This is a genomic window from Paenibacillus phyllosphaerae (genome assembly GCF_014192105.1).
Lineage (GTDB): Bacteria > Bacillota > Bacilli > Paenibacillales > Paenibacillaceae > Paenibacillus_Z > Paenibacillus_Z phyllosphaerae.
This window is the reverse complement of record NZ_JACHXK010000012.1, coordinates 21,979-45,381: the sequence shown is the minus strand read 5'-3', so window position 1 is coordinate 45,381 and position 23,403 is coordinate 21,979. Positions and strand designations below refer to the sequence as shown.

The window sequence follows — 23,403 nt, the reverse complement described above, 5'->3', positions numbered from 1 at the left end:
ATATGGATAAGTGCTTGACATAGATGCCGTTATACCTTCTTTTTGTAGGCTCTCATCGCGAAAATATACGCCACAATCATAATTCCGATGCACCACGCGAGCGCAATCCAAATGTCGTTGCCGACTTGTTGACCTGACAACAAGTCGCGGATGGTTTCTACGATAGAGGTTACGGGCTGATTCTCGGCGAAGACGCGAACGGCGGTCGGCATGGACTCGGTAGGCACGAATGCGGAACTGATGAATGGAAGGAAGATAATGGGGTAGGAGAAGGCGCTGGCGCCATCGACGGTTTTGGCGGACATTCCGGCAATAGCTGCGACCCATGTTAGGGCTAGCGTAAACAGAGCGAGTATTCCCGCTACGGCAAGCCATGGCAGCACGCCCGCGGATGAACGAAAACCCATTAATAACGCGACGAGTATGATGATGAGCACCGACATGGCGTTGGATACGAGCGACGTCAGCACATGCCCCCAGAGCAAAGCAGAGCGAGAAATCGGCATGGTCTGAAAACGTTCGAATATGCCGCGCTGTACATCGGTAAACAACCGGTACGCCGTATAGGATATTCCGCTGGCGATCGCCATGAGCAATATGCCGGGCAGCAGGTAATTCACATAATTATCCGTCCCGGCTTGAATGGCGCCGCCGAATACATAGACGAACAACAGCATCATGGCGATCGGCGTGATGGTAACCGTAATGATGGTATCCATGCTGCGGAAGATGTGACGCATGGAACGTCCGAGCATGACGCTAATATCGGTGAAGAAATGTTTCTTTGTCGCCTCCATATTACATGCCCTCCTTTTTACCGACGATGTTCAGGAAGATTTCCTCTAAGGTCGGTTGTTTCTCGACATACTCCACCTTTGCGGACGGGAACATTTTCTTGAGATCGGAGAGCGTGCCGCTGGCGATAATCCGGCCTTCATGGAGAATGGCAATGCGGTCGGCCAACTGTTCCGCTTCTTCCAAATACTGCGTGGTGAGAAAGACGGTCGTGCCGCCGTCGGCCAACTCCTTGACGATCTTCCATACTTCGATGCGCGCTTCGGGATCAAGTCCAGTGGTTGGTTCGTCGAGGAAAATGACCTGCGGTTTGCCCACGAGGCTCAAAGCGATATCGAGTCTGCGGCGCATCCCGCCGGAATAAGTCGATACTTTACGGTCTGCGGCGTCTGTCAGGCCGAACCGGGTCAGCATCTCATCCGCAATCTGGCGCGGGTTCTTAAGATAGCGCAGTTTGGCAATCATGACCAGATTTTCCCGCCCCGTCAATATTTCGTCCACGGCGGCGAATTGCCCGGTCAGGCTAATGGACTGACGCACATGATCGGGTCGAGACGCGACATCGTATCCGTTGATGGCGGCGGTTCCGCCATCCGGGGTGAGCAAGGTGGTGAGGATTTTGACCACCGTTGTCTTGCCTGCCCCGTTGGAGCCGAGGAGCGCGAAGATACTCCCCGCCTCTACCTCGAAATCTACGCCTTTCAACACCTGATGCTGCTTGTAGGATTTTTGCAATCCTTTGACTTGAATGGGTTTGGTTTGCACGCTTGGCATCGGAATCCCTCCCTGAATTAGATGACCGTTACTTTCGATACCTTGGCTTCCATGCCTTTGAGCAGCGCGAACGTCAATTTATCCATCGTTGCGCCGTCGAAGTCGATCGTCTTGATCGCGCGATAATACTTCCTCGAGAAGATCGATGCCGACTGGAAGGATACGTTCTTGAGCGTTGCGCCCTTGAACGACACCCCGTTCAATGCCGCTTTGTCAAACTTGACGCCGATGAACGTTTGCCCGTCGAAGTTTTGCCCGGTTAGGTCACAATAGGTGAAGTCAACGCCGTCGAATAGGCAGCCTTCGAAAGTCGTTTTCCTCAGATCGGTCATCGTTAACGTCACGTCGGTCATTCTTATGCCCGTGAATTTGGCGCCGTCAAGCCCGGACTTGTTGAAGTTGGTACGAACCAGGATCGCCTTATTGAAGCTTGCGTTGCGCAGGTCGAGCGTGGTGAAACTGCAATCCGTCAGATTCGCGCCGTCGAAATTCGCTTCGCGCACGTCGCTGCTCTTGAACGAACTGCCGGTCAAGTCTGCGCCAGAGAAATCGGAACCGTGCAGCGCGCTGCTGTTGAACTGTCCTTTGTGAGCCTTCACGCCCGCAAAGTCGCTCTGCGCAAGGTTGCTTGCGCTCAGGTTCGTCACCACTTCACGCTCGAGCGAGCGGGAGAGGTTCGCGACTTCCAGAATCGTCTGCTCGATGTCGCCGATGCTCTCGACCGTCATCTTGAACGCCGTATCATCGTCCTTGCCCGCGGCCTTGAGTTCACGGTAGCGCTCCTGCAGATCGGAGAGCAGGTCGGCCTTCAATTCGGTCACGCTCTTCACCCCGTCATACGGCATAAACACGCTGTTCAGGTAATCCGTCAATTTGTGGCTCATCATCAAATCTCCCCTTAAAGTAAATTTTCCAACACGCGTTTGGCATACTCCCAATTGCTTTTGTTGCGGTCGTAAGTCTCCATGCCCTTTGGGGTAATCTTAAAATATTTGCGCCGTCCGCCCTGTGATTCATCGCCCCAATACCACTCGATGTCGCCGTCCGCTTCAAGCCGGCGGAAGCTGGAGTACATCGTCGCTTCCTTCAGTTCATACTCGCCGCCGGAACGCTCGGCGATCAGCTTGACAATCTCGTAACCGTAACGATCAGCTTCGGACAATAGCCGTAGGATCATCGTATCCGTGTGTCCGCGTAACAGGTCGGATGTGATTTTGTTCTCGCTCATCTCATCACCTCCATAACTGTATAATACGATACACTACTATGACAGTCAAGGTACTTCTGCAGTTATAATACTCTACCTGTAACAAAGTGTGTATCCACAAGGTGAAACGGCTTGCGCCGTCCTCTGGCGGCGTATTAAGTTTCATTCCGGAGAAATAGAAGATGGTTAATAAGCGTGAAGCTTAAAAATCCTTATATTTTAACGAAAAAAAACCGTGCAGCGCACGGTTTTCTAGGCAGGGAGTTCGACGGAAGTATCCGGCAGATCTGAGCGTCCGCCGCTCTTCACTCGCCGCGAGTATCATCGAATAACTCCCTCAGCATCTTCTCCTTGTTATTCAGGAACTCCTTCATAATCAGAAAGTGATCGGTCTCCTCCAGCGCCTGGACTTCGATGCCATCCGGCGTCAGATTATAAATTATCGAATCCGGATATGCCATCAGGATCGGGGAATGGGTCGCAATAATAAATTGGGAGTTGCGCTCAACCAGCTCATGGATCCGTGACAGCATCGCCATCTGGCGAAGCGGCGACAAGGCCGCCTCGGGCTCGTCCAGAATGTATAATCCATTCCCGCCGAACCGATGTACGAATGCGGCGAAGAACGACTCGCCGTGCGACTGCTCATGCAGCGACTTGCCGCCGTACGAATCTTTGATCGGCCGCCCGGATGAAGGCTGGCTATCCAGCTCATCGATCGTCGTGGCGAGATTATAGTAGCTTTCCGCCCGGAAGAAGAAGCCATCCTTCGGCCGCCGCGGTCCTTTGACCAGTTGGATATAGTCAAACAGGTTCGAATGGGTCGCCCGGGTCGAGAAGGAGAAGTTAATCGTCCCTCCCTCCGGATTAAATCCCCATGCGACGGCGATGGACTCCATCAGCGTCGATTTGCCCATGCCATTTTCACCTACGATATAAGTGACCTTGGGGTGGAATTCAAGGGTCTGAAGGCTGCGAATGACTGCCAAATCAAAGGGATAACGATCATATGCGGGAATCTGCTGCCTCATGAGCTGAATGCGTCGTAAAAAAGAAGGCGGTCCGTTCAATTTGCTTCACTCCCCTGCATGGAATTATCCGCTCCATCCACCATACTTTACGCTCGGCACGCATGCAAATTCTCTTGGGCAGACGCCCGAAGATAAAGGGAGCGGCTGCCGCGGCAAGCCACTCCCTTCTCCCGCTTCTATTGTTTGGCTTCGCTCAACCGTTCAAATCTCATCCGCAGCGCGAGCGGAGCGGCCAAGAACACAATCACGGCCGATAGCACATACGTGGGCACGAGGTCGATGCTCTTCATGAAGATGCCCGAGAGCCCGGAACCGATTAGGATGCCGGCCATCATAACAGGCATTATCGTTCCATTCACCCGGCCGATATAAGCCTCCGCGACGATTGAGATTAATGCCGAGCTTAGGATAATCTGCATGAAGGCCACCGCTCCGCCGACCAGGAACCGCATCGCAGCCGTCACAGGGACCCACACGGACAAGGCTTCCACGACGATCGACACCGCAAGGAAGATCACGGCCGCGACGACGACGGTTCGAGCATTCGCCTTCTGGCCGAAGACTGTCGCCAGGCCGCCGCCGACCAGCATCCCGAGTCCCGCGAGCGCGTAGAACCATTGCAGATCCTCTTTATCCAGGTCAAGACGTTCGGTAATCAAGAAGACATCCAGCGGCTGGATCAATCCCGATCCGAGACCGATCAGCGCGAACACCCCGGTAATGAGCAGCAGATTGCGTTGACCGCCCACGTACCGCAGCCCCATCACTAGCTCATTCCATACGGAGCTCTCTTCGGGCGGCTTCTCTCTCGTATAAGCAGGCAGGGCGAGTTGAACAAGCGCGGCGAAGGCGAAGGCGATGACCAGAATAACGAGCGAGGTGTTGACGCCGAGCCAGCCATAGATCGCCGTACCGATCATGGGACCTACGATGACGAATAAGGAGGACAGACTCTGCGTCATTCCGATGGCCGTCGGCACCTGCTCTTCCGGGACATGGCGCTTGAACATAATGGCAGACGAAGGCTGCGAGAATTGGCTGATAACGGCCGATACGACCGTCGCCGCGAACACGGCCTGCCACCATCCCGTCGCGATCAACGCTAGAATGACGGCGACAGATACGGCGCTGAGCGCATCCCCTATAATCATCGTCCACTTCGGATTCCAGCGGTCAGCGAGCGTCCCGCCGATCAGCGAGAAGACGAAGATCGGCAAATACTCGAATACGGTCAGCAGCGAGACCGCGACAGGATCGTTGCCGGTCTGCTCCATTACATAGAACAGCAGCGCCATATTACGGACCCAGATGCCCATCTGTTGGATGAGGTCTACCGAAGCTATGATCAGGAAGACCCGATTGCGGAACAATTGATTCACGCTTATTCACCCCTAATTATTAATCCGACTAGTCAGTCTAATAATTAAACAAAAAAATTTATCTCTCTCTCTGTCTACTTCTTCCGAATGCCACGAAGCAAGATATCGATCGATCTCCGGTATAGAGGAAGAATCCGTTCTGAGCTAAGGTCGTAATACGCAACGCCCAGGCCGCCCAGCAATCCGAGCACGATATACATCAGTTCAGTCGTCTCCATAGGCTCGAATTCCCCGCTGCTCATCCCCTCCTCCAGCAATTGCCGAAGAATCGGATAGTGCATGCGCGTCATCTCGAGCAATTTGGCGTGTATGTCCGGATCTGCAGATTCACTGCCGGCGAATTCTTCCGCAGCCCGCATGAGCGGATTCTGGAAATCGGTCGCGAATAGCTCAGCCAGCGTATATAACTTCTCTGTCGCCGTGTGCAGCGGTTCGGAAGAACGGGCCCACTTGTCGAGCCATTCCTCTGTCGTTAGCTCCAGAATGTATAGGAATAGCTCCTCCTTGCTCTTGAAGTGATAATAGATGCTGCCCTTGCTGGTTCCGGCAATCGTGACGATCTCATCCATCGTCGTAGCCGAATATCCTTTTTGCTCGAACAGGGATTTGGCCTTTAACGCAATACGCTTCTTCGTTTGTTCCCCCGCTCCAGCAGGTCTAGCCATTGCTCGCTCTCCTTCCCTTCCGTGTTGCCACCCATTAACCGACTACACAGTCTACAAACTCAGTATAGGGGGAGATTTGCCTGCTTGCAAGAAGCAACTGCCTGCGGTGGGTATAAATTCCGTATGGTTCCGTAGCAAAAAAGCGCTCAACCTTGCAGCGGCAAGATTAAGCACTTGTTCGTGTCCTTTCTCTACATCATCCGTTGGCGCCTGCTTGAGAGGCAACTCGCGGACCGGTTCGTACCGTTCTTTGGCTCCCGACCGATATTCTCTTCTTGAAGTAGCTGATTACGCTGGAGACGATGAATACCGATGCGATGGACAAGATGCCCTGTATGATGCCGGCCGAATAGAAGCCGAGCGCAACAATGCAGGAATCGATAATAAAATTGACCGTACCCGGGTTGGCCTTGTAACGCTGCTGCAGGAACAAAGCCAGAATGTTGGAGCCGCCAAGCGAAGCTTTATTCATGAACAACGTCGACAATCCTAATCCGCACAGCAAGCTGCCGATGAGCGTGCCTGCGTACATATTAACGGCAAAATCCGGCAACAGCCGATCAACCGACGACATCGCGGTGACGAGACTGACGGAGAGCAGCGTGAACAGCGTGAAGTTCCATCCCATCCGCATAACGGAGAAAACGTAGAACGGAATATTGATCAGAAAAAACAGCCATGCAAACGGGATATCGACCAGATAGCTGAGCGTCAGGGAAAGTCCCGCCGTTCCTCCGGTCGCAACCTCGGCATGCCCGAGCATAATCAGCCCTGAGCTGACAAGCATGCAGCCCAGCAGAATATTCAAGATGCGTATCATGATGATTCATCCTCCATTTCCAAGCTTTCCATGTTCTTTCGTTGTTTACATGATATAATACGGAATAACCGAAACACATGTCTTTCTACACGATAATCCGACTAAACGGTTATCATTTTGAAGATATTTTCGCAATTCCATATTCATTATGAAGGTGATTACGAAATGGATCAGATCGATATCTCCCTGCTGCAGATCCTGCAAGAAGATGCCCGCATTACCGTCAGCGATTTGTCGAAGAGATTGTCGCTCAGCAGGCCGAGCATAACCGAGCGGCTGCATCGTCTGCAGGAAAAAGGAATCATCGAAGGCTTCAGCGCGCGCGTCTCGCCTGCTGCCATCGGCCGCAACACGCTCCTTATCATTCAAATCACCGATCTGAAGGTACCCGCCAGCCAGTGGGAAAAGATGATCACGCTAGAAAAGGACGTCCTCGAATGCCACCGGGTAACCGGACATATCGGCTATATAATCAAGGCCGCCGTATCCGGCATGGATGGCTTGCGCGATCTCGTCGACCGGCTGATGAATTACAGCAATCATGTCAATACTTCGATCGTGCTCACTTCCCCGGTCGGCTACCGCCCGATCCTTCCGAACCAAGAGACGGATTCCGCCGGCTGAACGGCTGCAGACGATAGACGAAAAGCGATTGCCCGCGCGGGCAATCGCTTTTCGTTTTTCGCGGAATAACACATCTATCTCATTAGGTCCATAGCCCCTTAAACCCATGAAAGAATCGTGTTTCCCACCAAACAATTTATCAATTTATACAGGATTGAATCGAATCATGTCGAATTGGTAGTTTATAACTCTTGCAATCAAGGAGGTCTCACTTGCATACATTCCGTCAACCGATCATTGTTTTTCTGCTATTGAGCATCTCGATTATTTTCATGTCATTCCTCTCTACGAGATCTCAAGACGCTGTGAACGAAATTACCATTCCCGATTGGAGCATCGCCTGGATTCAGAAGACCGAACCGGTTGGCTCTATTCCACCCTCTCATCTATCCTGGCAATTCTCGGCCATCGATGATCCGCTTACTACATTGCCAAGCGGAACCGCTGGCGCTTGGGTGCGCATCTCGATTCCGCCTACATCCGGCTTCAAGCACCCAGGAATATATATCAACCGGTTATACGGCCTTGACATCACCGTATACGAAGACGATCAACCCGTTTACAAGTCATCGCGGGACTACGATTTCGAGCCGAACATCTTGTTGATTCCGCTGAATGCCAAGCCGGAGGCTTCTGATCTATACATCCGCATTGTCTCCAAGGAAGGCGCCGGTATCGGCAGCGACGTTCGGATCGGCGAATTCACCGCTTTGTCCTCCTCGAACGTTCATAAGATGCTGCCGAATGTTCTGCTCGGCGCCGCAATTGCGTTCCTCGGTTTCATCATGCTCGTATCGACCGGTTTTTTCGTGCGGAATCTGACCCGAACGTCCATTACGCTTAGTCTGTTTATCTTATCGACCGGCATACTGATCGTCACGAACTCGTCATTACCCTATTATTATTATCCCGACTATGGACCTGCGTTGTTCTTCTTGTTCGACGTGTTCATGCTGATCCTGTTTCCGGCTTTGTTCTGCTTCGTCATCCGTTTCTTCGAGGAAGCCTATAGTTGGCTGATGAAGTTCGAGAAGTGGGTCATCGGCTATTTTGGCGTGAGCCTCTTCGTTATGGTTGCTTATAAAATTGTCGGCGGTTCTTTTTATTGGTTGTATAAACTCTTTACGTTCTGGATTCTGGCGCCTGTTATTCTGGGTCTGCTGGTCCTTATCATCATTCTTGCCATTCGGAGTGCCTTCCGCAAAGAACGCAGCTCCATGTTTATCTCGATTGGATTCGTTGGACTCGCTCTCTCCGGCATTGCGGATCTCTCCATCCTGTTCTTCCGTCATGGCGTGTATGAATTCGTCTTGTGGAAACTAGGGCTCGTGTTTCTGATCGCCTGTCTGGTCATGGCCCTGAATCGGAGAATCGCCGGCGACTATTCGAAATTGCTGTCTTACTCCAAGGAACTGGAGATGTACAATTATCAACTGCAACAATCCGAGAGAATGCAGATCATCAGCGAGCTGGCCGCCTCCATTGCGCATGAAATCCGCAATCCGCTTCAGGTGACCAGGGGATTCTTGCAGCTGCTGTCCCGCAATGCGACCGAAGCGAACAAAAACTATTACGGTATGGCGATTAACGAACTGGACCGGGCGGCCGGCATTATTACCGATTATTTGACATTCGCCAAGCCCGAGCAGGAAACGATGGTCTTGATGGATGTCAAACAGGAATTGAGCACCATGGAAACGATTATTCGGCCTATGGTCATGCTGCACGGCGGAATTCTGAATGTGGAAGCGTCCGAGCATCTGAAGATCATCGGAAGTTCGGCCAAATTCAAGCAAGCCTTCATGAATATGTTGAAGAACAGCGTTGAATCTTTGCAGGAAGATGGGACAATCGATGTGGTCGCTTACGAGGAAAACTCCGCGGTGGTGATCCGCATATCGGACAACGGGCTAGGCATGGACGAAGATCAGCTCGCCAAGCTGGGCAATCCCTATTTCTCGACCAAGACCAAAGGTACCGGTCTCGGCCTGATGGTCACTTTCCGAATCATTGAAGCGATGAACGGAACGCTTGTGTTCCACAGTGAAAAAGGAAAAGGAACCGAAGCGACGATCCGGTTCCCTCTGGCAAATCAAGATTAGGTCCAATTGTATTTGAGGTTGCCCGACTCGCCATCCAAACCCTCGAGTTCTTCCGGATTAGGCGGGATAACAAACACATAGCTTGTAGGCGTTTCCGCCACGACTTGAAGATCGATTCCTTCCGGAAGCGTGATGCCGAATGATTCTTGCAGCGCGCTTCTCGGATCGGCGATCAGCTTCGCTTTAAACTCCGGATCTTTCCATGCTTTCTCAATAATCTGTACTTTTAAGGACTCGAAGGACATAAGACAACAACCTTTCAGGAATAAAGTGGAGTATCTCCACCCATTGTAGCAATTTCATAGTCATTTTGTCCTATAAATTATCAAATTTCGACATTAAACGCGAAAATCCACCCTCTGTAGCTAAGCTTACTCGGTTTACTTGTACCTTTCGGGCCGCCGCCCGGATCTCCTCTGCAATCGCCGCCGCAAAAGCGGCAAGCCCATCCGGTCGATGAGGTATCTGCTTCAGCCGCTCAACATAGCCCTCGGCGATGTCCGCAAGCGTATCTACGGCCTCATGGTGATAAATCGCCGTTCGGACGGTGCGCTCATCCAACGCTTCACCGCTCGTAAGTCGAAGCCGGGCACGTACGACCGACAAGAACGCATTCCCGTTGGGACATGGAAGATCCTCCTGCCAATCGTCCCAATCATCCGATAGTTGGAGCGCCGCGAGCGCGAATTCGACCGCTTGCTCTACCTCTTGGATTCGCTCCTCCATTCCCGCATGAACCAACAGTCCGACTGCGCCGATCTTGACCGGAGCGGCTTTCCAGGCCAAATGCCCGATATCATTAGGGTCGATCGGATCTGCCATCTCCGTATAAACCGCCGTTGTCCATTCTCCGACATATCGGCGATAACAGTCCCACACCATCATATTCTGCGGCAAATGGCGCTGGTATCGTTGTCTAAACAGCTCTTCGAGCAGCTGGCCCAGCGCCAACGAAGCGCGAATCCCCGCTGGACTTCGCTCCTTGCCGTCCATCACGTCATCCAGCAGAAAATAACGGAGCATCGCGTAAATATTACCGACCGCCAGATCGCGGCACATCCCGATCGGGCTATTCGTCATTTCCCTCATCCAGAACGGCAGCATGTAACTGATCCGGTTCGCTCCTCCGTCGCTCCGCAGCGGATGGCTGAGCGTTAACAGATGCTGTCCCCGGTCACGGAGCCCTGCCGGGAGCGCCATTAATTCCTCCGCTGCTTCTGCGAAAATACGCTCTACTTCATCACGAAATTGTTCCATTGCCAGCGCTTCGCCCCTCATCTAGCTTTTCACCTATTATACGCATTGGCAGGCACGATTCGATAGTTCGTCCGTTGCACGGGCGTTCGTAAGCCTGTTACATATCCGTAATCGCCGCAGTTTCAGGCCTCCCCCCCACTTTAATTTATATTTTAAACCCGATTTCGAAATTAAATTAATTTTCTTAATTTAAAAAACCACAAAACTTTATATTGTTAATCCAAAAACCTTCTGCTATACTCAACTCACTAACATGTTAGAAAATATAACATCATAAAGGGGAATGTCGTATGGGGAAACGTACGGGACGGAAGGTTTGCTTGTCATTATCGGCTTTACTGGCTTTTAATTCATTAGCTTATGTCGCAAATGCTGACACCAACAACGGTTCAACTGTACCCAAAACGCATTATTTGGCCGCCAACTCGGACAACGTGCGTTGGGGGAATATCGGCAAAGGCGATCCGGTGCTGACGGTCAATTCCGGCGACATCGTAACGGTCGAAGCCATTACCCATCATTCCGGCGACGATTATGAAAGAATGATCAAAGGCGATGCCGGCGTCGAGGATATTTTCCACTGGGAAGGCGATGACAAGCACGAAGCGGACCGCGGACCTGGCGTACATATTATGACCGGCCCTATCGCCGTCGAAGGAGCGGAGCCCGGCGATGTGCTGGAAGTCAAGATCTTGGATATGAAGCTCCGGCCTAACGGCAACGAGGAATATGCAGGCAAGACTTACGGCGTTAACGCCGCCGCCAACTGGGGCTACTTATACGGAGAAATGGTCGAAGAACCGAAGACGCGGGAAGTCGTCACCATCTACGAGATGGATTCGGATGGCGTAACGGATTATGCTACCGCGCTGTACAGCTACAGATGGACGCCGCAGACGGATCCGGACGGCAAGGTGCATCCGACCATCGATTATCCGGGCGTAATCGTCGACCACGATACGATCGAGAAGAACTTCAACGTGCTTGAAGGCGTGAAGGTACCGGTCAGACTGCACTTCGGCACGATGGCCGTCGCTCCCAAAGAAGCCGATGTCGTCGACTCCGTCCCTCCTTCCTACTACGGCGGCAATATCGACGATTGGCGCGTGACCGAAGGCGCAACGATGTATTACCCCGTCTCCGTATCGGGCGCTCTGTTGACGATAGGCGATCCGCATGCCGGCCAAGGCGACTCGGAGCTCAACGGAACGGCGATCGAGACCTCGGTCACGGGCGATATTCAGATCACGCTTCATAAAAAAGCAAATCTGGACAACAAGCTAAGTGAGCTCAACTACCCGCTGCTCGAAAATGAAAACGAATGGGTCGTCCATGGCTTCAGCTATGCGAACTATCTGGAAGAGCTCGGAGAAAATGCGCAAAAAGACATTTATAACAACTCTTCCATCGATAAAGCGATGAAGGATGCGGCGAATAAAGCGAAGGCGTTCCTCATGAAAGGGATGGAATTAAGCGAAGACGAGGCATACTCCCTCATGTCGGTGTCCACCGATTTCGGCATTACGCAAGTCGTTGACGGCAACTGGGGCGTACACGCCGTAATCGGCAAAGGGCAATTCGGGGAAGCGGAGCAGAAAACGGTCAATTTGCGTACCAGCTTTGAAGGTTTCGGCGCTAAAGTCGGATGGCAGACCGCAACGCAAACGATCTCGATCAGCTATAACGGCAACACGCTTTCCGCGGTAATCGGCGCAACAACCGGAACCTACAACGGCGCAACCGTCAAACTGACGGCTCCCGTGCAGCTGAAGGATGGCAAGGCCGTGGTCAGCGATTATTTTGCAAGCTTCTATCAATCGGTGTTATCGAAAACGAATTAATCCGTTCGTACCAAGTTAACGACAGCAACTTCGAACGAGAACAGAACAACCGCCGGTCTCCCTGAGAGCAGGCTGCACAACTCAAGTTGCAGCAAGCCGATCAGTCCGAGCCACCGGCGGTTTCTTCTTGCTTATGGCACTGCATCAGATATTGAGGCCGTCCTGGTTTTTATGGCGTTTCAGCAGAATTTGATTTTCGACGCGAACGAGCCCTTTGAGCGAATAGATCGATTCATGCATGAAACGATCCATTTCGTCCATATCTTCCACCAGAATATGGACATGGAGCAGGCATGGGCCGGTCATCTCATAGAGAACGGCAACGCGCTCATTGGCTTTCAGCGCTTCGACGATCTCGTCCAGATGGGCAGGTTCTACCTCTAACTCCAGGTAGGCGGATATTTTTTTCCCCAGCTTCTCAGCGCTGATGACGATCGAGAACTGTTCGATTATCCCTTGATTGACAAGCCTGTCAATGCGTTCCTTCACCGCAACCCCCGACAAGCCCACTTCTTTCGCCAAATCGGTATATGATATTCTGCTGTTCTGAGCCAGCCGCTGCAAAATGTGATTATCGATTGAATCCAGCATGGTCTCACCTCTTAGTCGCTATTGTACCAAAAACGGGAAGACGGTCGCCACAAGTACGTACGCTTATCCTTCTCCCTCTCAATTGCCTCATCCCTATATTCAAAATGCATCTGCCATGTTATGATACAAAACAACCAATCATCCTACGTTTGAAGGAAGTGAACGGATTGCTTCATAAGACGAGTCGCCTGTCGCTTGCCGATCAGGCTTCCATGCAGATCGAACAATTAATTGAAAGCGGCACATGGCCTGTCGGGATGAAGATCCCGAGCGAGCCCGAGCTGATGGAAGAACTGCAAGTCAGCCGCAATACGCTGAGAGAGGCTATTCGCGCGTTAACCCATACCGGACTGCTGAAGACGAGGCAAGGAGACGGTACTTACGTATGTTCATCCAGCGCTCTCGGCCCCGTTCTGCAGAAGAAGGTTCAACGGACGGATGCATTGCAGACGTTGGAGGTCAGGCATGCGCTTGAACGGGAAGGCGCCATTCTTGCCGCAGCGCGGCGGACCGAGCAGGATCTGGAAGAGATGCGCCAGTGCTTGGCGTCTTGCAAGCTGGCCGTACATAACGGCGACTACGCGGCTTATGCCGCATCGGACATGGCTTTTCACCGCTCGATCATCGCGGCTTCCCATAATCCCCTGCTCATGGAGCTGTACAACCATATGACCGCTGGCGTGCAAGAATCCATCTCGGAGGTTGTGGAGCTTAGCTCGCACAGCTATTTTTTGCTCAATCACGAAACGCTCCTCCACGCGATCGGGCAGCAGTACGAGAATCAAGCGGCGGAAGCGGTACGCATCTACATTGAACAATCGAAGAAACATTTTCAGCAACAGAGAGGGTAATGAACAACCATGAAGCCGCTACACTCCTCGGCTCCCTTGCGAGTCGAGACGAACTTGGCCCAACAAGGATGGCTGCTCGTCCTTGGCATTATACTGGTCGCCGCCAACCAACGAGCGCCGATTACATCGGTCGGCCCGCTAATCGGCGACATTCGGACGTATACCGGAATTTCCAATACGGTTGCCGGCATGCTGACGACGGTTCCTTTGCTCGCTTTTGCGCTGATGTCGCCTTTTGCTCCCAAGCTAGCGCGACGTTATGGCATGGAACGGGTCATCTTTTGCGCGCTCATCGTGCTGCTGATCGGCACTTTATGCCGCTCGATTCACGGAGCCGGAACTTTATTTGCCGGCACGGTCCTGATCGGACTTGCGATATCCATCTGCAACGTGCTTATTCCGAGTCTGGTCAAACGGGACTTCTCCCATAAAGTCGGGTTGATGACAGGCGTTTATTCCATCTCTATGAATCTATGCGGAGCTCTGGCATCCGGCATTAGCATTCCCCTCGCTCGGGATGCCGGCTTCGGTTGGCAAGGCGCTCTGATCTGTTGGGGCATACTGGTTACCCTCGCGATGATCAGCTGGTCTCCGCGCCTGCGCGCTTCACAATCCACAACTGCAGCAGCATCGGTTGCCATCAACGGGGCAAAGCCGAACTTGTGGCGTTCCGGACTCGCTTGGCAGGTTACGGCCTTCATGGGCCTGCAATCGTTAATCTTCTATATGCTGGCTGCTTGGCTTCCCGAGATCTTGGTCAGCCGCGGAATGTCGCAGGATGCAGGCGGATGGATGCTGTCTCTTCTTCAATTCTCCATGCTGCCGTTCACGCTCTTCGTACCGATCATAGCCGGACGCATGCGCAACCAGAAACCTCTGGTCATGCTAACCACTTTCCTGTACCTAATCGGCATCGGCGGATTATTCATGGAAAATACTGCGCTTGTGCCGCTATGGGCAATCATTATTGGCATTGCCGGCGCTTTTTCGTTCAGCTTGGCGATGATTTTCTTCAGCTTGCGGACGCGGACCGCCCAAGAATCGGCCGAGCTGTCCGGTATGGCACAGACCGTCGGCTACATCATGGCCGCCATCGGCCCGATGCTGTTCGGCGGGCTGCATGACATCACGCACGGCTGGAATCTGCCGCTCATGATCCTGATCGTCGCCAGCCTCTGCATATTCGCATTCGGATTAGGCGCGGCACGTGACCGATTCGTGCATCCCACCGATTCTCATTCAGCTTGATTACGGAATGGTAACGCTAGCTTCATCAAGAACGCACAATGGCTGAGCCTGGAGGGGCTCAGCCATTGTGCGTTAGCGGAATTCAATCCGCAAATGCTTGCAACTATAATATTGGCGAGTTCGATGTATGACGCTCGTGCGAGTAATCCTCGAGCGCTTCCTTGGCCCGCTGAACGTCATCTTTATGAACCTGCAGTTTCAGGGCTGAATGCTGGCCGGAAGCGTGCATCCCGCCGGCGGCAATGCCCGATGCCGGCTGGCCATCTTGCTCGCGGATGCGGGAGCGGATCCCACGTCCGTGTAAATAGGCATGTTTATTCTGTAATTCCTCCGCATGATTGCCTGGCGCGGTCAACACTGTTTTCCAACGGCTTGTGCGGATAAGAATGGCGGCGACAATTACGAACACAGTGACACCAACGATAATCAGAAATGCATTCATCGTCATTCACCTCTTCGTTCTGGGGTAATTCCCCGTTTCCCTTACCATAACCATCACCGAACCGTGGTGAAACAACTGGTCAAGCCCATGAGAACAGAAAAATTCAACTCACGATACGCTGCTAAGCTAGTCAATCTTGGTCAGTCACATATAAATACAAATTTCAAATTCACCCTGTCATGAGTCAAGTGACCCCGACATATCTTTCTAAAGTCGATAATAAGGGGGGATTTCGTTGGATGCTTTTGTAGCGCGATCACTGGATGAAATTAGATTTTGGTCAAGAATAATGAAAGAACATTCCCTGTTTCTAAAACTCGGTTTCCGCTGCGAAGATACGCAACTCATCCAAGAGGCGAATGCCTTTTATGCGATTTTCGAACAGATTGAAGCGAAGTCACACGCATTTAGCGCTAATACTGCTCCCCAACAAATCAGGACGTTCAACGCGGAAGTCTACAATGCGGTTTCACATATATGGGTCTTCAAACGCAAGGTACTGGGCTTGATTCTGACTTGTAAGCTTCCTGGCGCCAATAATTTCCCACTTCTAGTGGACCACGTAAGCCGGGAGGCCAATTATTTCAGAAACCGGCTCGCGGAGTTGAATAACGGTCAGCTTGAACCGTTGGCGGATGCCATTATCGATGAGAACGTCTTTTTCTTAAAAATCATGGCTGACCACGCCAAGTTTATAGGACATTTACTTGACCCGTCCGAACGGAAACTAGTCGAGCAAGCTAGAGATTTTAGCCATGACTTCGATACGTTGCTGTGGCAGGCTCAGGACTTGAGCTCCATGCGCCCACAGTCGCAAACTCAACCTTTGCTTAGTCAATTTCTAGACCAGAACCGCGTTTCGGTTGTAAGTCTGCGCGATTTTAAGAAGACGGCTCGAGACCTTATAGATGCTTGCCGTATCAAGAGCATCATACATCCATTGCTAGCAGACCATGTATATAGAGAGGCAGAGCACTTCCTCACTATTATCGATATGTTCGAAAGCCACTTAAGAGGGATTCCTCCTCAAGATCTGGATCAGAGCGCTTGGCATTAAGCAACGTCAACAAAGAGGCGAACTGCGGCGTTCGCCTCTTTCTCTTTGCTAGGTTAGAATTCATTAAACCTTTGCGTCCCGCGTTAACGAGCCTTCCGTCTGCGAACGATATACGCGATTGCACCTGCCCCGACCAGCGCGATAATCGCGTACACGACGCTCGAATACGCGTTCATGTAGTCGACGATCGATTCCCATGAGGAGCCGACGGTCGCCCCGACCGTGACCAGGAATGTGTTCCAGACGAGAGATCCTAACGTCGTGAAGAGCAGGAATGGGAGCAGCCGCATCCGGGTGCTGCCCGCCGGGATGGAGATCAGGCTCCGGATCAGGGGAATGACCCGGCCGATCAGCACGGCCCAAATGCCGTATTTATCAAACCATGCGTGGGCTTTGCGGATATCATCGGGCTTGAGGCGCAGGAATTTGCCATAACGGGCAACGAAAGCGATCTGACGCTCGAGCGGCATGAGCCGGCCAAGTCCGTACAGAGCAATCGCGCCTGTTAGCGAACCGGCTGTCGAAGCCAGGATAATGCCAATAATCGTGAGCTCCGTCGAGGTCGTCATGAACCCTCCGAACGAGAGGATCAACTCCGACGGCAGAGGCGGGAATAGATTTTCCAGCGCAATTAACAAAAAAATGCCCAAATAACCGAAATTACTCATCGTCTCCATAATCCACTGTTCCATTGCTTCAAACTCACTTCTTTCGCTAAAAGTCGTTCACGCTTCATACCGTTACGCGGTCACAGCACTTTATACGTGGAAAAGCCGTTTGATCCTCACGAAAACATGGCGATTTTGTGCCTTCGATTCGATCTTCACATAAAAAGTGCCCACCTTGCCATTAAGCAAAGTTGAGCACGATCCTATCTCTCTATTAAATGACGGTGCTACCTAAGCCGATGTGGCTGGAATCGGACCAGCGTCATATTGCACGCCCTGCAAGCGGCTGTACACTCCTCCTGCAGCCATCAATTGCTCATGCGTCCCCTGCTCGGCAACCCCTTGGTCTGCGATGACGACAATCTTATCCGCTTCCTTAATCGTCGCCAGCCGATGCGCGATGATCAACGTTGTCCGGCCCTGCGAAAGCTCCGACAGCGCCAACTGGATAGCCGCTTCCGTCTCGGTATCGAGCGCGGATGTCGCCTCATCCAGGATCAGGATCGGCGGATTCTTCAGGAACATCCTGGCGATGGACATCCGTTGCTTCTGTCCGCCCGAGAGCATGACGCCGCGCTCGCCTATCATGGTGTCGAGCTTCTCCGGATGGGAGAGAATGAGCTCCTCTAGCTGGGCACGTCTCGCCGCCTCCATGATCTGCTCCTCGGTCGCATCGAGCTTGCCATAAGCAATATTCTCGCGTATCGTCCCATCGAACAAGAATACATCCTGCTGCACGATGCCGATGTGCGAACGAAGCGAGTCCAGCTTAATGTCGCGAATATCGATGCCATCAATCTTAATCGTCCCGGCCTCCGCCTCATAGAAGCGTGGCAGCAAGCTGCATAGCGTCGTCTTGCCTCCGCCGGAAGGCCCTACCAGCGCAATCGTTTCACCCGCGCGGATCGTCAGCTGCACATCTTTGAGCGTCGGCTGCCTGCCCTCATAGCCGAAGGTCACGCCATGGAAGCCAATATCCCCGCGAAGCCGATCCACAGACTTGGCCTGCGGCGAATCGGCAATATCCGGCTCCGTCTCCAGCAGCTCCAGATAACGCTTGAATCCTGCCATCCCTTTCGGGAAGGTCTCGATCACGGAATTGATCTGTTTGATCGGAGTCAGGAAGACGTTGGAGAGCATGACGAAAGCGATAAATTCGCCATACGTCATCCGATCTTGAAGGACGAACCAGCTGCCGCACACCAGCACGAACAGCGATACGAATTTCATGAGAATAAAGCTAATCGACGAGTTCCAAGCCATAATGCGGTAGGCAATCAGTTTCGTTATACGGAAGCGCTCGTTCTGCTGCGCGAACCGTTCCATCTCATAGCCTTCGTTCGCGTAAGCTTGAACGACGCGAATGCCGGTAACGCTATTCTCGAGTCGGGCATTGTAGTCCGCAATATCGGTGAACATGCGGTGGAACGCACTGGACATTTTGCGGCTGAAATAGAGGGATAGATAGATCATCAGCGGCACGATGATGAAAGTTAGCACGGCCAGCTCCCAATTAATGCCGAGCATGATGGCGAAGGCGCCGCCCAGCGTCATGACGGCGATGAACAGATCCTCCGGTCCGTGATGGGCGACCTCCCCGATATCCATCAGATCGTTCGTCATCCGCGACACGAGATGCCCCGTCTTATTCTTATCGAAGAAGCCGAAGCTAAGCTTCTGCACCCGGTCGAACAGCTTCCTTCTCATATCCGACTCGATGTTGATCCCAAGCTTATGTCCCCAATAGGTCACGACAAAATGGAGAGCGGCGCTTAAGAAATAAATGCCGAGCAACCCCAAGCAAGCATAGAAAATCCATAGCCAATTGCCGCTTGGCAGCAAGTCGTCGACCACCCGGTTAACCGCCAGCGGGAATGCCAGCTCGAGCAGCGCCGCCAGAATCGCGCATCCGAAATCGAGCAGGAATAACTTTTTATAAGGACGGTAATAAGCGAAAAAACGGCGAAACACGACAACACCTCTTTTCTTGTTCAATCTCAACTGATAATGATTCCCATTATCAGCAATATAACGCGGCAGATACATTCCAGCAATGGACAAACCGGAGATGATGGTTGGACAATTTTTATAAACCTCTATAGACAAATAAAAGAAGGAGCAGGATGATTCCTGCCCCTCTTGTACGCTGCGTGTTAACCTTCTTCGATAATGACGAATCCCCAACGCGCTAATTCGATTCGTTGTCCTGTCGCGACCGAATCGCCGGCTAGTAATTCGCGGCCTTCCTGACGCGGGTAGACGAACGATCGCGATGCATCGGAATAGTTGAAATAGAAACGCACCGTTCGGCCGTTATCATTGACGCCCGATTTGACGATTAGCGGGAATTGATTTTCTTGGTCCGCTCCCCACAGCCCTGCCGCCTTGGCTGCCCGCTCCAGCACTTTGCTCGCAACCGCAGCGCTCGGGAAACATCCGATATAAGTCGCTTTCCCTTGTCCGTAGCGGTTCTCGGTTACAGCGGCATAACTTCCCCAATGCGGATGGTCGTACCAAGCCAATACTTCCGCCGTCGTCGGTTCGATCAGTTCCATCCAGGTATGGACTTGGTTATGCTCCGCCCCGACTTCGAAGGGGTCGCCTTTCAACGTAACATTGTTGGGCTCGACGAATTGACTATATTGAATTCCGCACGCTTCGCTTAGCATGCCCGGTTGAGTTACGCTTCTCACCTGAACGTTATCGTTGGTGAAGCCGCTCTTGAACGTGTAGACGACATGACCGCCGTTATGGACATACTCGTTAAGTCTCGCGAGAAGCTCGTCCGGAGCTGCGTATAGCGCCGGCACGACGAGCAAGTCATACTTGTCGAGCGCGGCTTCGGAGGCGTTAATGACATCGCATTCGATATTTAACTCATACAAGGCGTCGTACATGAGCCGAACAACGTCATTATAATTGAATTTGCGTCCAGGCAGCGGGAACCATTCCATAGCCGTGTAGGCTTCATTGCTGACGAGCACGGCCGCTCGATTCGTCTTGCGCAGATTCGCCAGTTGCGGAGACAGCCTTCTGAAATCCGCCCCGACCGTTTTTGCTTCATTATAGGTAGGGTTCGGACCCAGATCGTGGCTGAGCAACCCTTTCCAATACGTCTCGAACGAGTTATGAATCGAATGCCAATGCCAATATTCGACCATGTTGGCGCCGGAAGCCACGTGACTGAAGGCTTGCAGTCTCAACTGGCCCGGGTACGGCGTCCAATCCGGGAACGCTTGGGCTTGCGTCTCGAGCACGAAGTAATTCGCCCCTTTCAGCGACCGGGTGGAATCCCCTCCGAAGGCAATCTCTTTGCCTGTCAGGTCCGCCTGCGACGGATGATAAATATCGACGCCGGCAATATCGATCGACTTGGAAGCTTCCAGATGATTCACGTCCGGTTGGACGCCGAATGAGTACCCTCTCCATTCGAAATCGAAGTTGTGGGTGACGAACTGGCCCGGCTGCTTATACTCGCCCACGATAGCGGCTTGCCAAGCTAGAAACTCCGTTACCAGCCCGCGTTGGAAACGGGCGAACTCGGCGCCGAGGCTTCCGTTAATGGTGCCGACGACCGAAGGGAAGTCCTCCCAGCTATTGATGCGATTGCTCCAATAGTCCAGACCGAATTCCTTGTTCAGCCGCTCTAACGTACCGAACTTCTCGCGGACATACTTCACGAAACGGAGCTGCACGTTGGGACCGGACGTATGATAGTGCTTCGTTTCGTTATCGATCTGATAACCGATCACGGCAGGATGAGCGCAGACTCGCCCGATAAGCTTCCTAATGATTCTCTCCGCATAGAACAGATAGACGGGACTCGTAATATCCATGATCTGTCTTGCCCCGTATCGTCCCAGCCCCTTAGGCGTCTCGGCCAGCACCTCGGGATGCTCGCGCACCATCCACGTCGGCACCGCATAGGTCGGCGTTCCGACGATGACTTTGATCCCCGCTTCGTACATCGCGTCCAATACCCGGTCTACGCTGGTAAAATCGAATACGCCGTTCTGCGGCTCATGCGTGCTCCATGTCGATTCCGCGATGCGCACCAGATTAATCCCTGCCGCCTTCATCATGGCGATATCCGTCTCCAAGCGTTCGGTAGGCATATATTCATCGTAATAGGCTACTCCATATAGCAACTCGTTCAATTCCGTTCTCCTCCTCGAGTAAAAATCCAATTCGTTGCCGCAGGTGAACCCTCACTTGCGGCAAAGGCAATCTATCGTTCTAGCCAGGCCCCAGGCTCCGCTTATCCTTTCACGGCTCCTGCCATAACGCCTTTCGTAATCTTCTCATTGAACATGGCGTAGATGATAATCGCCGGAATGGAGGTCAATACCATGACCGCGAACTGCGAGCCGTAATCGGACGAATATTGACCCGCGAAGTTCATGACGGAGAACGGCAAGGTTTTGAATCTTTCGTCGCTGATGAAAGTGTACGCCATAATGAATTCGTTCCAGCAATTCAGGAACGTCGTAACGGCAACCGTGACAACGGCCGGCATCGTCAGCGGAAGGATCAATTGGAATACGATCCGGTAAATGCTCGCTCCGTCCATAACCCCGGACTCTTCGATCTCAACCGGAATGCTGCGCATGAAGCCCGTCAAGATAAACGTGCTGAACGGTACCGATACCGAGGTATAAGGAAGAATCAGGCCCCAGTAGGAATTCGTTAAGCCGAGCGACTTGAAGATGGAGAAGTTCGGCAGCAGCGTCGCATGGATCGGAATCATAATGCCGAGAAGAATGACGGCATAGAAGAATGGACGCCACTTCCAGTTCATTCGCGTGAAGGCATATGCCATGGAGATCGAGACGATGACCGTAAGCACGATGGTCACGAACGAGACGAACACGCTGTTCCACAGGTAGTGCAGGAAGTTGCCGTCTACCCAGGCATTAATATAGTTATCCCATTTGATCGAATCCGGCCAGACGAGTACCTTCTCCGAGAAGAATTCGCTGGATTCGACCAAGGAAAAGTCCGTCAGCCATACGAGCGGGAAGAGCTGGACGCATGCAACCAGAAGGAAAAAGATCCAGAGTGCGGTACGTTTTGATTTTGTCATCTTTCACCCTCCTTAGAAGTCCAAATTTTTGTTCTTGGTCAATTTGTTCAAGACGAACGTGATGATTAAGCAGACGAGAATGAACAGGATCGAGATCGCGTTCGCATAACCGTAGTTGCTGGCCGAGAACGCCTGATTGTACAGGTATACGGCCAGGAATTGCGTGGAATCGCCTGGCCCTCCGTTCGTGGTGAGGAAGACGGTTTCCATCTGCTTCAGTGCCGTAATGACCGCAAGCGTGATTTGGACCGTAATAACCGGGGACAGCAGCGGTACCGTAATTCTCCAGTGCAGCTTAAAGCCGGAAGCGCCGTCCAGTCGAGCCGCTTCATACATATCGGCCGGGATGCCTTTGACCCCCGCGTAGTAGAACAGAAGTCCCCATCCGAAACCTGACCAGATCAGAATGCTGAGCAGCGAACCGAGCGCCGTGCTGGCATCGCCGAGCCACGCATGCTGCAGATCGGACAGTCCGATCGAGGCCAATACTTTATTCGCGATCCCGAATGTAGGATCGAGTACGGATAGCCACATTCTCGAGATGACGACGACGGAAATCACGCACGGAATGAAGAAGATCGTCCGGAACCACTTCTCGGCTTTGCCGCCAATACGGTCCAGCATGATCGCGAACAAGATACAGATGGGATGCTGTATCACCACAAAGCCCAGTCCGAGCAGCAAGGCATTCCGCAAGGAGAGCCAGAAGCGCTCGTCATGGAATAGGATTTCGGTAAAATTGCTGAAGCCTACCATTTTCACCGGCGTCCCTGGAGCCAGCGTCTCCGTGAAGGAATAGTAGCCGCTTAGTATGATCGGCGCGACGAATGTTAAGACGAAAAACGCAAGCCCGGGAAAGACGAATAGAAATATGGCGAGCCTGTCGTTAAGTACTTTATGCATGGTGCATCTCCCTCCAAGATCATCTCTTTGCATTATGATAGCAAGGCGACCGGAAGGAGTAAGTA

General features: G+C 52.4%; 23 protein-coding genes. 6 read left to right on the top strand and 17 right to left on the bottom strand.

Features of this window, described 5'->3' with window-relative positions; all coding sequences use genetic code 11:
• Window positions 1-29: 29 nt before the first annotated feature.
• The 8 genes from FHS18_RS21975 to FHS18_RS21940 all read right to left on the bottom strand — a co-directional run bounded on the left by FHS18_RS21975 (window position 30) and on the right by FHS18_RS21940 (window position 6,671).
• Window positions 30-797 carry an ABC transporter permease gene (locus tag FHS18_RS21975; protein ID WP_183602520.1) on the bottom strand — a complete coding sequence of 256 codons (768 nt, stop codon included), beginning with the start codon at window positions 795-797 and terminating at the stop codon, window positions 30-32.
• A 1-nt stretch (window position 798) separates the two neighbouring features.
• A complete protein-coding gene (locus FHS18_RS21970; protein ID WP_183602519.1) occupies window positions 799-1,569 on the bottom strand; it encodes an ABC transporter ATP-binding protein in 771 nt (256 codons plus the stop codon).
• A 17-nt stretch (window positions 1,570-1,586) separates the two neighbouring features.
• On the bottom strand, window positions 1,587-2,453 hold the full coding sequence (locus tag FHS18_RS21965) for a pentapeptide repeat-containing protein (protein ID WP_183602640.1): 867 nt from the start codon (window positions 2,451-2,453) through the stop codon (window positions 1,587-1,589).
• A gap of 14 nt (window positions 2,454-2,467) precedes the next feature.
• Window positions 2,468-2,797: a PadR family transcriptional regulator gene (locus FHS18_RS21960; protein ID WP_183602518.1), complete on the bottom strand. Its 330-nt coding sequence runs from the start codon at window positions 2,795-2,797 to the stop codon at window positions 2,468-2,470.
• 284 nt (window positions 2,798-3,081) lie between these two features.
• Window positions 3,082-3,807, bottom strand: a complete 726-nt coding sequence (locus FHS18_RS21955) for an AAA family ATPase (RefSeq protein ID WP_183602517.1) — start codon at window positions 3,805-3,807, stop codon at window positions 3,082-3,084.
• Window positions 3,808-3,983: 176 nt separating this feature from the next.
• A complete protein-coding gene (locus FHS18_RS21950; RefSeq protein WP_183602516.1) occupies window positions 3,984-5,186 on the bottom strand; it encodes an MFS transporter in 1,203 nt (400 codons plus the stop codon).
• 74 nt (window positions 5,187-5,260) lie between these two features.
• Complete coding sequence (locus FHS18_RS21945; RefSeq protein WP_183602515.1) at window positions 5,261-5,851, bottom strand: TetR/AcrR family transcriptional regulator; 591 nt, start codon at window positions 5,849-5,851, stop codon at window positions 5,261-5,263.
• A gap of 196 nt (window positions 5,852-6,047) precedes the next feature.
• Entirely contained in the window at window positions 6,048-6,671 is a 624-nt protein-coding gene (locus FHS18_RS21940) for a YitT family protein (RefSeq protein WP_183602514.1), read from the bottom strand.
• Window positions 6,672-6,836: 165 nt separating this feature from the next.
• Between FHS18_RS21940 and FHS18_RS21935 the strand changes: the two genes are divergently transcribed.
• Together FHS18_RS21935 and FHS18_RS21930 are read left to right on the top strand one after the other, a co-directional pair.
• Window positions 6,837-7,295, top strand: coding sequence for an Lrp/AsnC family transcriptional regulator (locus tag FHS18_RS21935; RefSeq protein ID WP_183602513.1), 459 nt, complete (start codon window positions 6,837-6,839; stop codon window positions 7,293-7,295).
• A gap of 212 nt (window positions 7,296-7,507) precedes the next feature.
• Window positions 7,508-9,397 (top strand): sensor histidine kinase, encoded by a 1,890-nt coding sequence (locus tag FHS18_RS21930; RefSeq protein WP_183602512.1) that lies wholly within the window; start codon window positions 7,508-7,510, stop codon window positions 9,395-9,397.
• On the opposite strand, the gene FHS18_RS21925 is transcribed toward FHS18_RS21930, so the two are convergent.
• Window positions 9,394-9,642: an NHLP leader peptide family RiPP precursor gene (locus FHS18_RS21925; protein WP_183602511.1), complete on the bottom strand. Its 249-nt coding sequence runs from the start codon at window positions 9,640-9,642 to the stop codon at window positions 9,394-9,396. The genes FHS18_RS21930 and FHS18_RS21925 overlap by 4 nt on opposite strands.
• A gap of 70 nt (window positions 9,643-9,712) precedes the next feature.
• Window positions 9,713-10,654, bottom strand: coding sequence for a hypothetical protein (locus tag FHS18_RS21920; protein WP_183602510.1), 942 nt, complete (start codon window positions 10,652-10,654; stop codon window positions 9,713-9,715).
• Between the two features lie 290 nt (window positions 10,655-10,944).
• Here FHS18_RS21920 and FHS18_RS21915 point away from each other — a divergent pair, with 290 nt between their 5' ends.
• Complete coding sequence (locus FHS18_RS21915) at window positions 10,945-12,495, top strand: acetamidase/formamidase family protein (RefSeq protein ID WP_183602509.1); 1,551 nt, start codon at window positions 10,945-10,947, stop codon at window positions 12,493-12,495.
• 144 nt (window positions 12,496-12,639) lie between these two features.
• Here FHS18_RS21915 and FHS18_RS21910 read toward each other — a convergent pair whose 3' ends face one another.
• Window positions 12,640-13,086: an Lrp/AsnC family transcriptional regulator gene (locus tag FHS18_RS21910; RefSeq protein ID WP_183602508.1), complete on the bottom strand. Its 447-nt coding sequence runs from the start codon at window positions 13,084-13,086 to the stop codon at window positions 12,640-12,642.
• 158 nt (window positions 13,087-13,244) lie between these two features.
• Here FHS18_RS21910 and FHS18_RS21905 point away from each other — a divergent pair, with 158 nt between their 5' ends.
• Together FHS18_RS21905 and FHS18_RS21900 are read left to right on the top strand one after the other, a co-directional pair.
• Window positions 13,245-13,937: a FadR/GntR family transcriptional regulator gene (locus FHS18_RS21905; protein WP_425497313.1), complete on the top strand. Its 693-nt coding sequence runs from the start codon at window positions 13,245-13,247 to the stop codon at window positions 13,935-13,937.
• A 9-nt stretch (window positions 13,938-13,946) separates the two neighbouring features.
• Window positions 13,947-15,185: a CynX/NimT family MFS transporter gene (locus FHS18_RS21900; protein ID WP_183602506.1), complete on the top strand. Its 1,239-nt coding sequence runs from the start codon at window positions 13,947-13,949 to the stop codon at window positions 15,183-15,185.
• 103 nt (window positions 15,186-15,288) lie between these two features.
• Here FHS18_RS21900 and FHS18_RS21895 read toward each other — a convergent pair whose 3' ends face one another.
• Window positions 15,289-15,627, bottom strand: a complete 339-nt coding sequence (locus FHS18_RS21895; RefSeq protein WP_183602505.1) for a hypothetical protein — start codon at window positions 15,625-15,627, stop codon at window positions 15,289-15,291.
• Between the two features lie 235 nt (window positions 15,628-15,862).
• Here FHS18_RS21895 and FHS18_RS21890 point away from each other — a divergent pair, with 235 nt between their 5' ends.
• Window positions 15,863-16,684 carry a DUF2935 domain-containing protein gene (locus tag FHS18_RS21890; protein WP_221401420.1) on the top strand — a complete coding sequence of 274 codons (822 nt, stop codon included), beginning with the start codon at window positions 15,863-15,865 and terminating at the stop codon, window positions 16,682-16,684.
• Between the two features lie 83 nt (window positions 16,685-16,767).
• Here the strand turns inward: FHS18_RS21890 and FHS18_RS21885 are convergent, their stop codons facing one another.
• From FHS18_RS21885 to FHS18_RS21865, 5 genes are all read right to left on the bottom strand, one after another.
• Window positions 16,768-17,376, bottom strand: coding sequence for a DedA family protein (locus FHS18_RS21885; protein WP_183602504.1), 609 nt, complete (start codon window positions 17,374-17,376; stop codon window positions 16,768-16,770).
• A gap of 207 nt (window positions 17,377-17,583) precedes the next feature.
• On the bottom strand, window positions 17,584-19,323 hold the full coding sequence (locus tag FHS18_RS21880) for an ABC transporter transmembrane domain-containing protein (protein WP_183602503.1): 1,740 nt from the start codon (window positions 19,321-19,323) through the stop codon (window positions 17,584-17,586).
• Window positions 19,324-19,505: 182 nt separating this feature from the next.
• Window positions 19,506-21,509, bottom strand: coding sequence for a beta-galactosidase (locus tag FHS18_RS21875; protein WP_183602502.1), 2,004 nt, complete (start codon window positions 21,507-21,509; stop codon window positions 19,506-19,508).
• 101 nt (window positions 21,510-21,610) lie between these two features.
• Window positions 21,611-22,435, bottom strand: a complete 825-nt coding sequence (locus tag FHS18_RS21870; protein ID WP_183602501.1) for a carbohydrate ABC transporter permease — start codon at window positions 22,433-22,435, stop codon at window positions 21,611-21,613.
• Window positions 22,436-22,447: 12 nt separating this feature from the next.
• The gene (locus FHS18_RS21865; protein ID WP_183602500.1) at window positions 22,448-23,338 is read right to left on the bottom strand and encodes a carbohydrate ABC transporter permease; all 891 of its coding nucleotides are present in this window, start codon (window positions 23,336-23,338) and stop codon (window positions 22,448-22,450) included.
• Window positions 23,339-23,403: the final 65 nt, after the last annotated feature.

What these genes read in the sequence shown, in the direction of transcription:
- FHS18_RS21975 (WP_183602520.1), bottom strand. Translation starts at nt 797, where the DNA reads ATGGAGGCGACAAAGAAACATTTCTTCACCGATATTAGCGTCATGCTC.
- FHS18_RS21970 (WP_183602519.1), bottom strand. Translation starts at nt 1,569, where the DNA reads ATGCCAAGCGTGCAAACCAAACCCATTCAAGTCAAAGGATTGCAAAAA.
- FHS18_RS21965 (WP_183602640.1), bottom strand. Translation starts at nt 2,453, where the DNA reads ATGAGCCACAAATTGACGGATTACCTGAACAGCGTGTTTATGCCGTAT.
- FHS18_RS21960 (WP_183602518.1), bottom strand. Translation starts at nt 2,797, where the DNA reads ATGAGCGAGAACAAAATCACATCCGACCTGTTACGCGGACACACGGAT.
- FHS18_RS21955 (WP_183602517.1), bottom strand. Translation starts at nt 3,807, where the DNA reads ATGAGGCAGCAGATTCCCGCATATGATCGTTATCCCTTTGATTTGGCA.
- FHS18_RS21945 (WP_183602515.1), bottom strand. Translation starts at nt 5,851, where the DNA reads ATGGCTAGACCTGCTGGAGCGGGGGAACAAACGAAGAAGCGTATTGCG.
- FHS18_RS21940 (WP_183602514.1), bottom strand. Translation starts at nt 6,671, where the DNA reads ATGATACGCATCTTGAATATTCTGCTGGGCTGCATGCTTGTCAGCTCA.
- FHS18_RS21935 (WP_183602513.1), top strand. Translation starts at nt 6,837, where the DNA reads ATGGATCAGATCGATATCTCCCTGCTGCAGATCCTGCAAGAAGATGCC.
- FHS18_RS21925 (WP_183602511.1), bottom strand. Translation starts at nt 9,642, where the DNA reads ATGTCCTTCGAGTCCTTAAAAGTACAGATTATTGAGAAAGCATGGAAA.
- FHS18_RS21920 (WP_183602510.1), bottom strand. Translation starts at nt 10,654, where the DNA reads ATGGAACAATTTCGTGATGAAGTAGAGCGTATTTTCGCAGAAGCAGCG.
- FHS18_RS21915 (WP_183602509.1), top strand. Translation starts at nt 10,945, where the DNA reads ATGGGGAAACGTACGGGACGGAAGGTTTGCTTGTCATTATCGGCTTTA.
- FHS18_RS21910 (WP_183602508.1), bottom strand. Translation starts at nt 13,086, where the DNA reads ATGCTGGATTCAATCGATAATCACATTTTGCAGCGGCTGGCTCAGAAC.
- FHS18_RS21900 (WP_183602506.1), top strand. Translation starts at nt 13,947, where the DNA reads ATGAAGCCGCTACACTCCTCGGCTCCCTTGCGAGTCGAGACGAACTTG.
- FHS18_RS21895 (WP_183602505.1), bottom strand. Translation starts at nt 15,627, where the DNA reads ATGAATGCATTTCTGATTATCGTTGGTGTCACTGTGTTCGTAATTGTC.
- FHS18_RS21885 (WP_183602504.1), bottom strand. Translation starts at nt 17,376, where the DNA reads ATGGAACAGTGGATTATGGAGACGATGAGTAATTTCGGTTATTTGGGC.
- FHS18_RS21870 (WP_183602501.1), bottom strand. Translation starts at nt 22,435, where the DNA reads ATGACAAAATCAAAACGTACCGCACTCTGGATCTTTTTCCTTCTGGTT.
- FHS18_RS21865 (WP_183602500.1), bottom strand. Translation starts at nt 23,338, where the DNA reads ATGCATAAAGTACTTAACGACAGGCTCGCCATATTTCTATTCGTCTTT.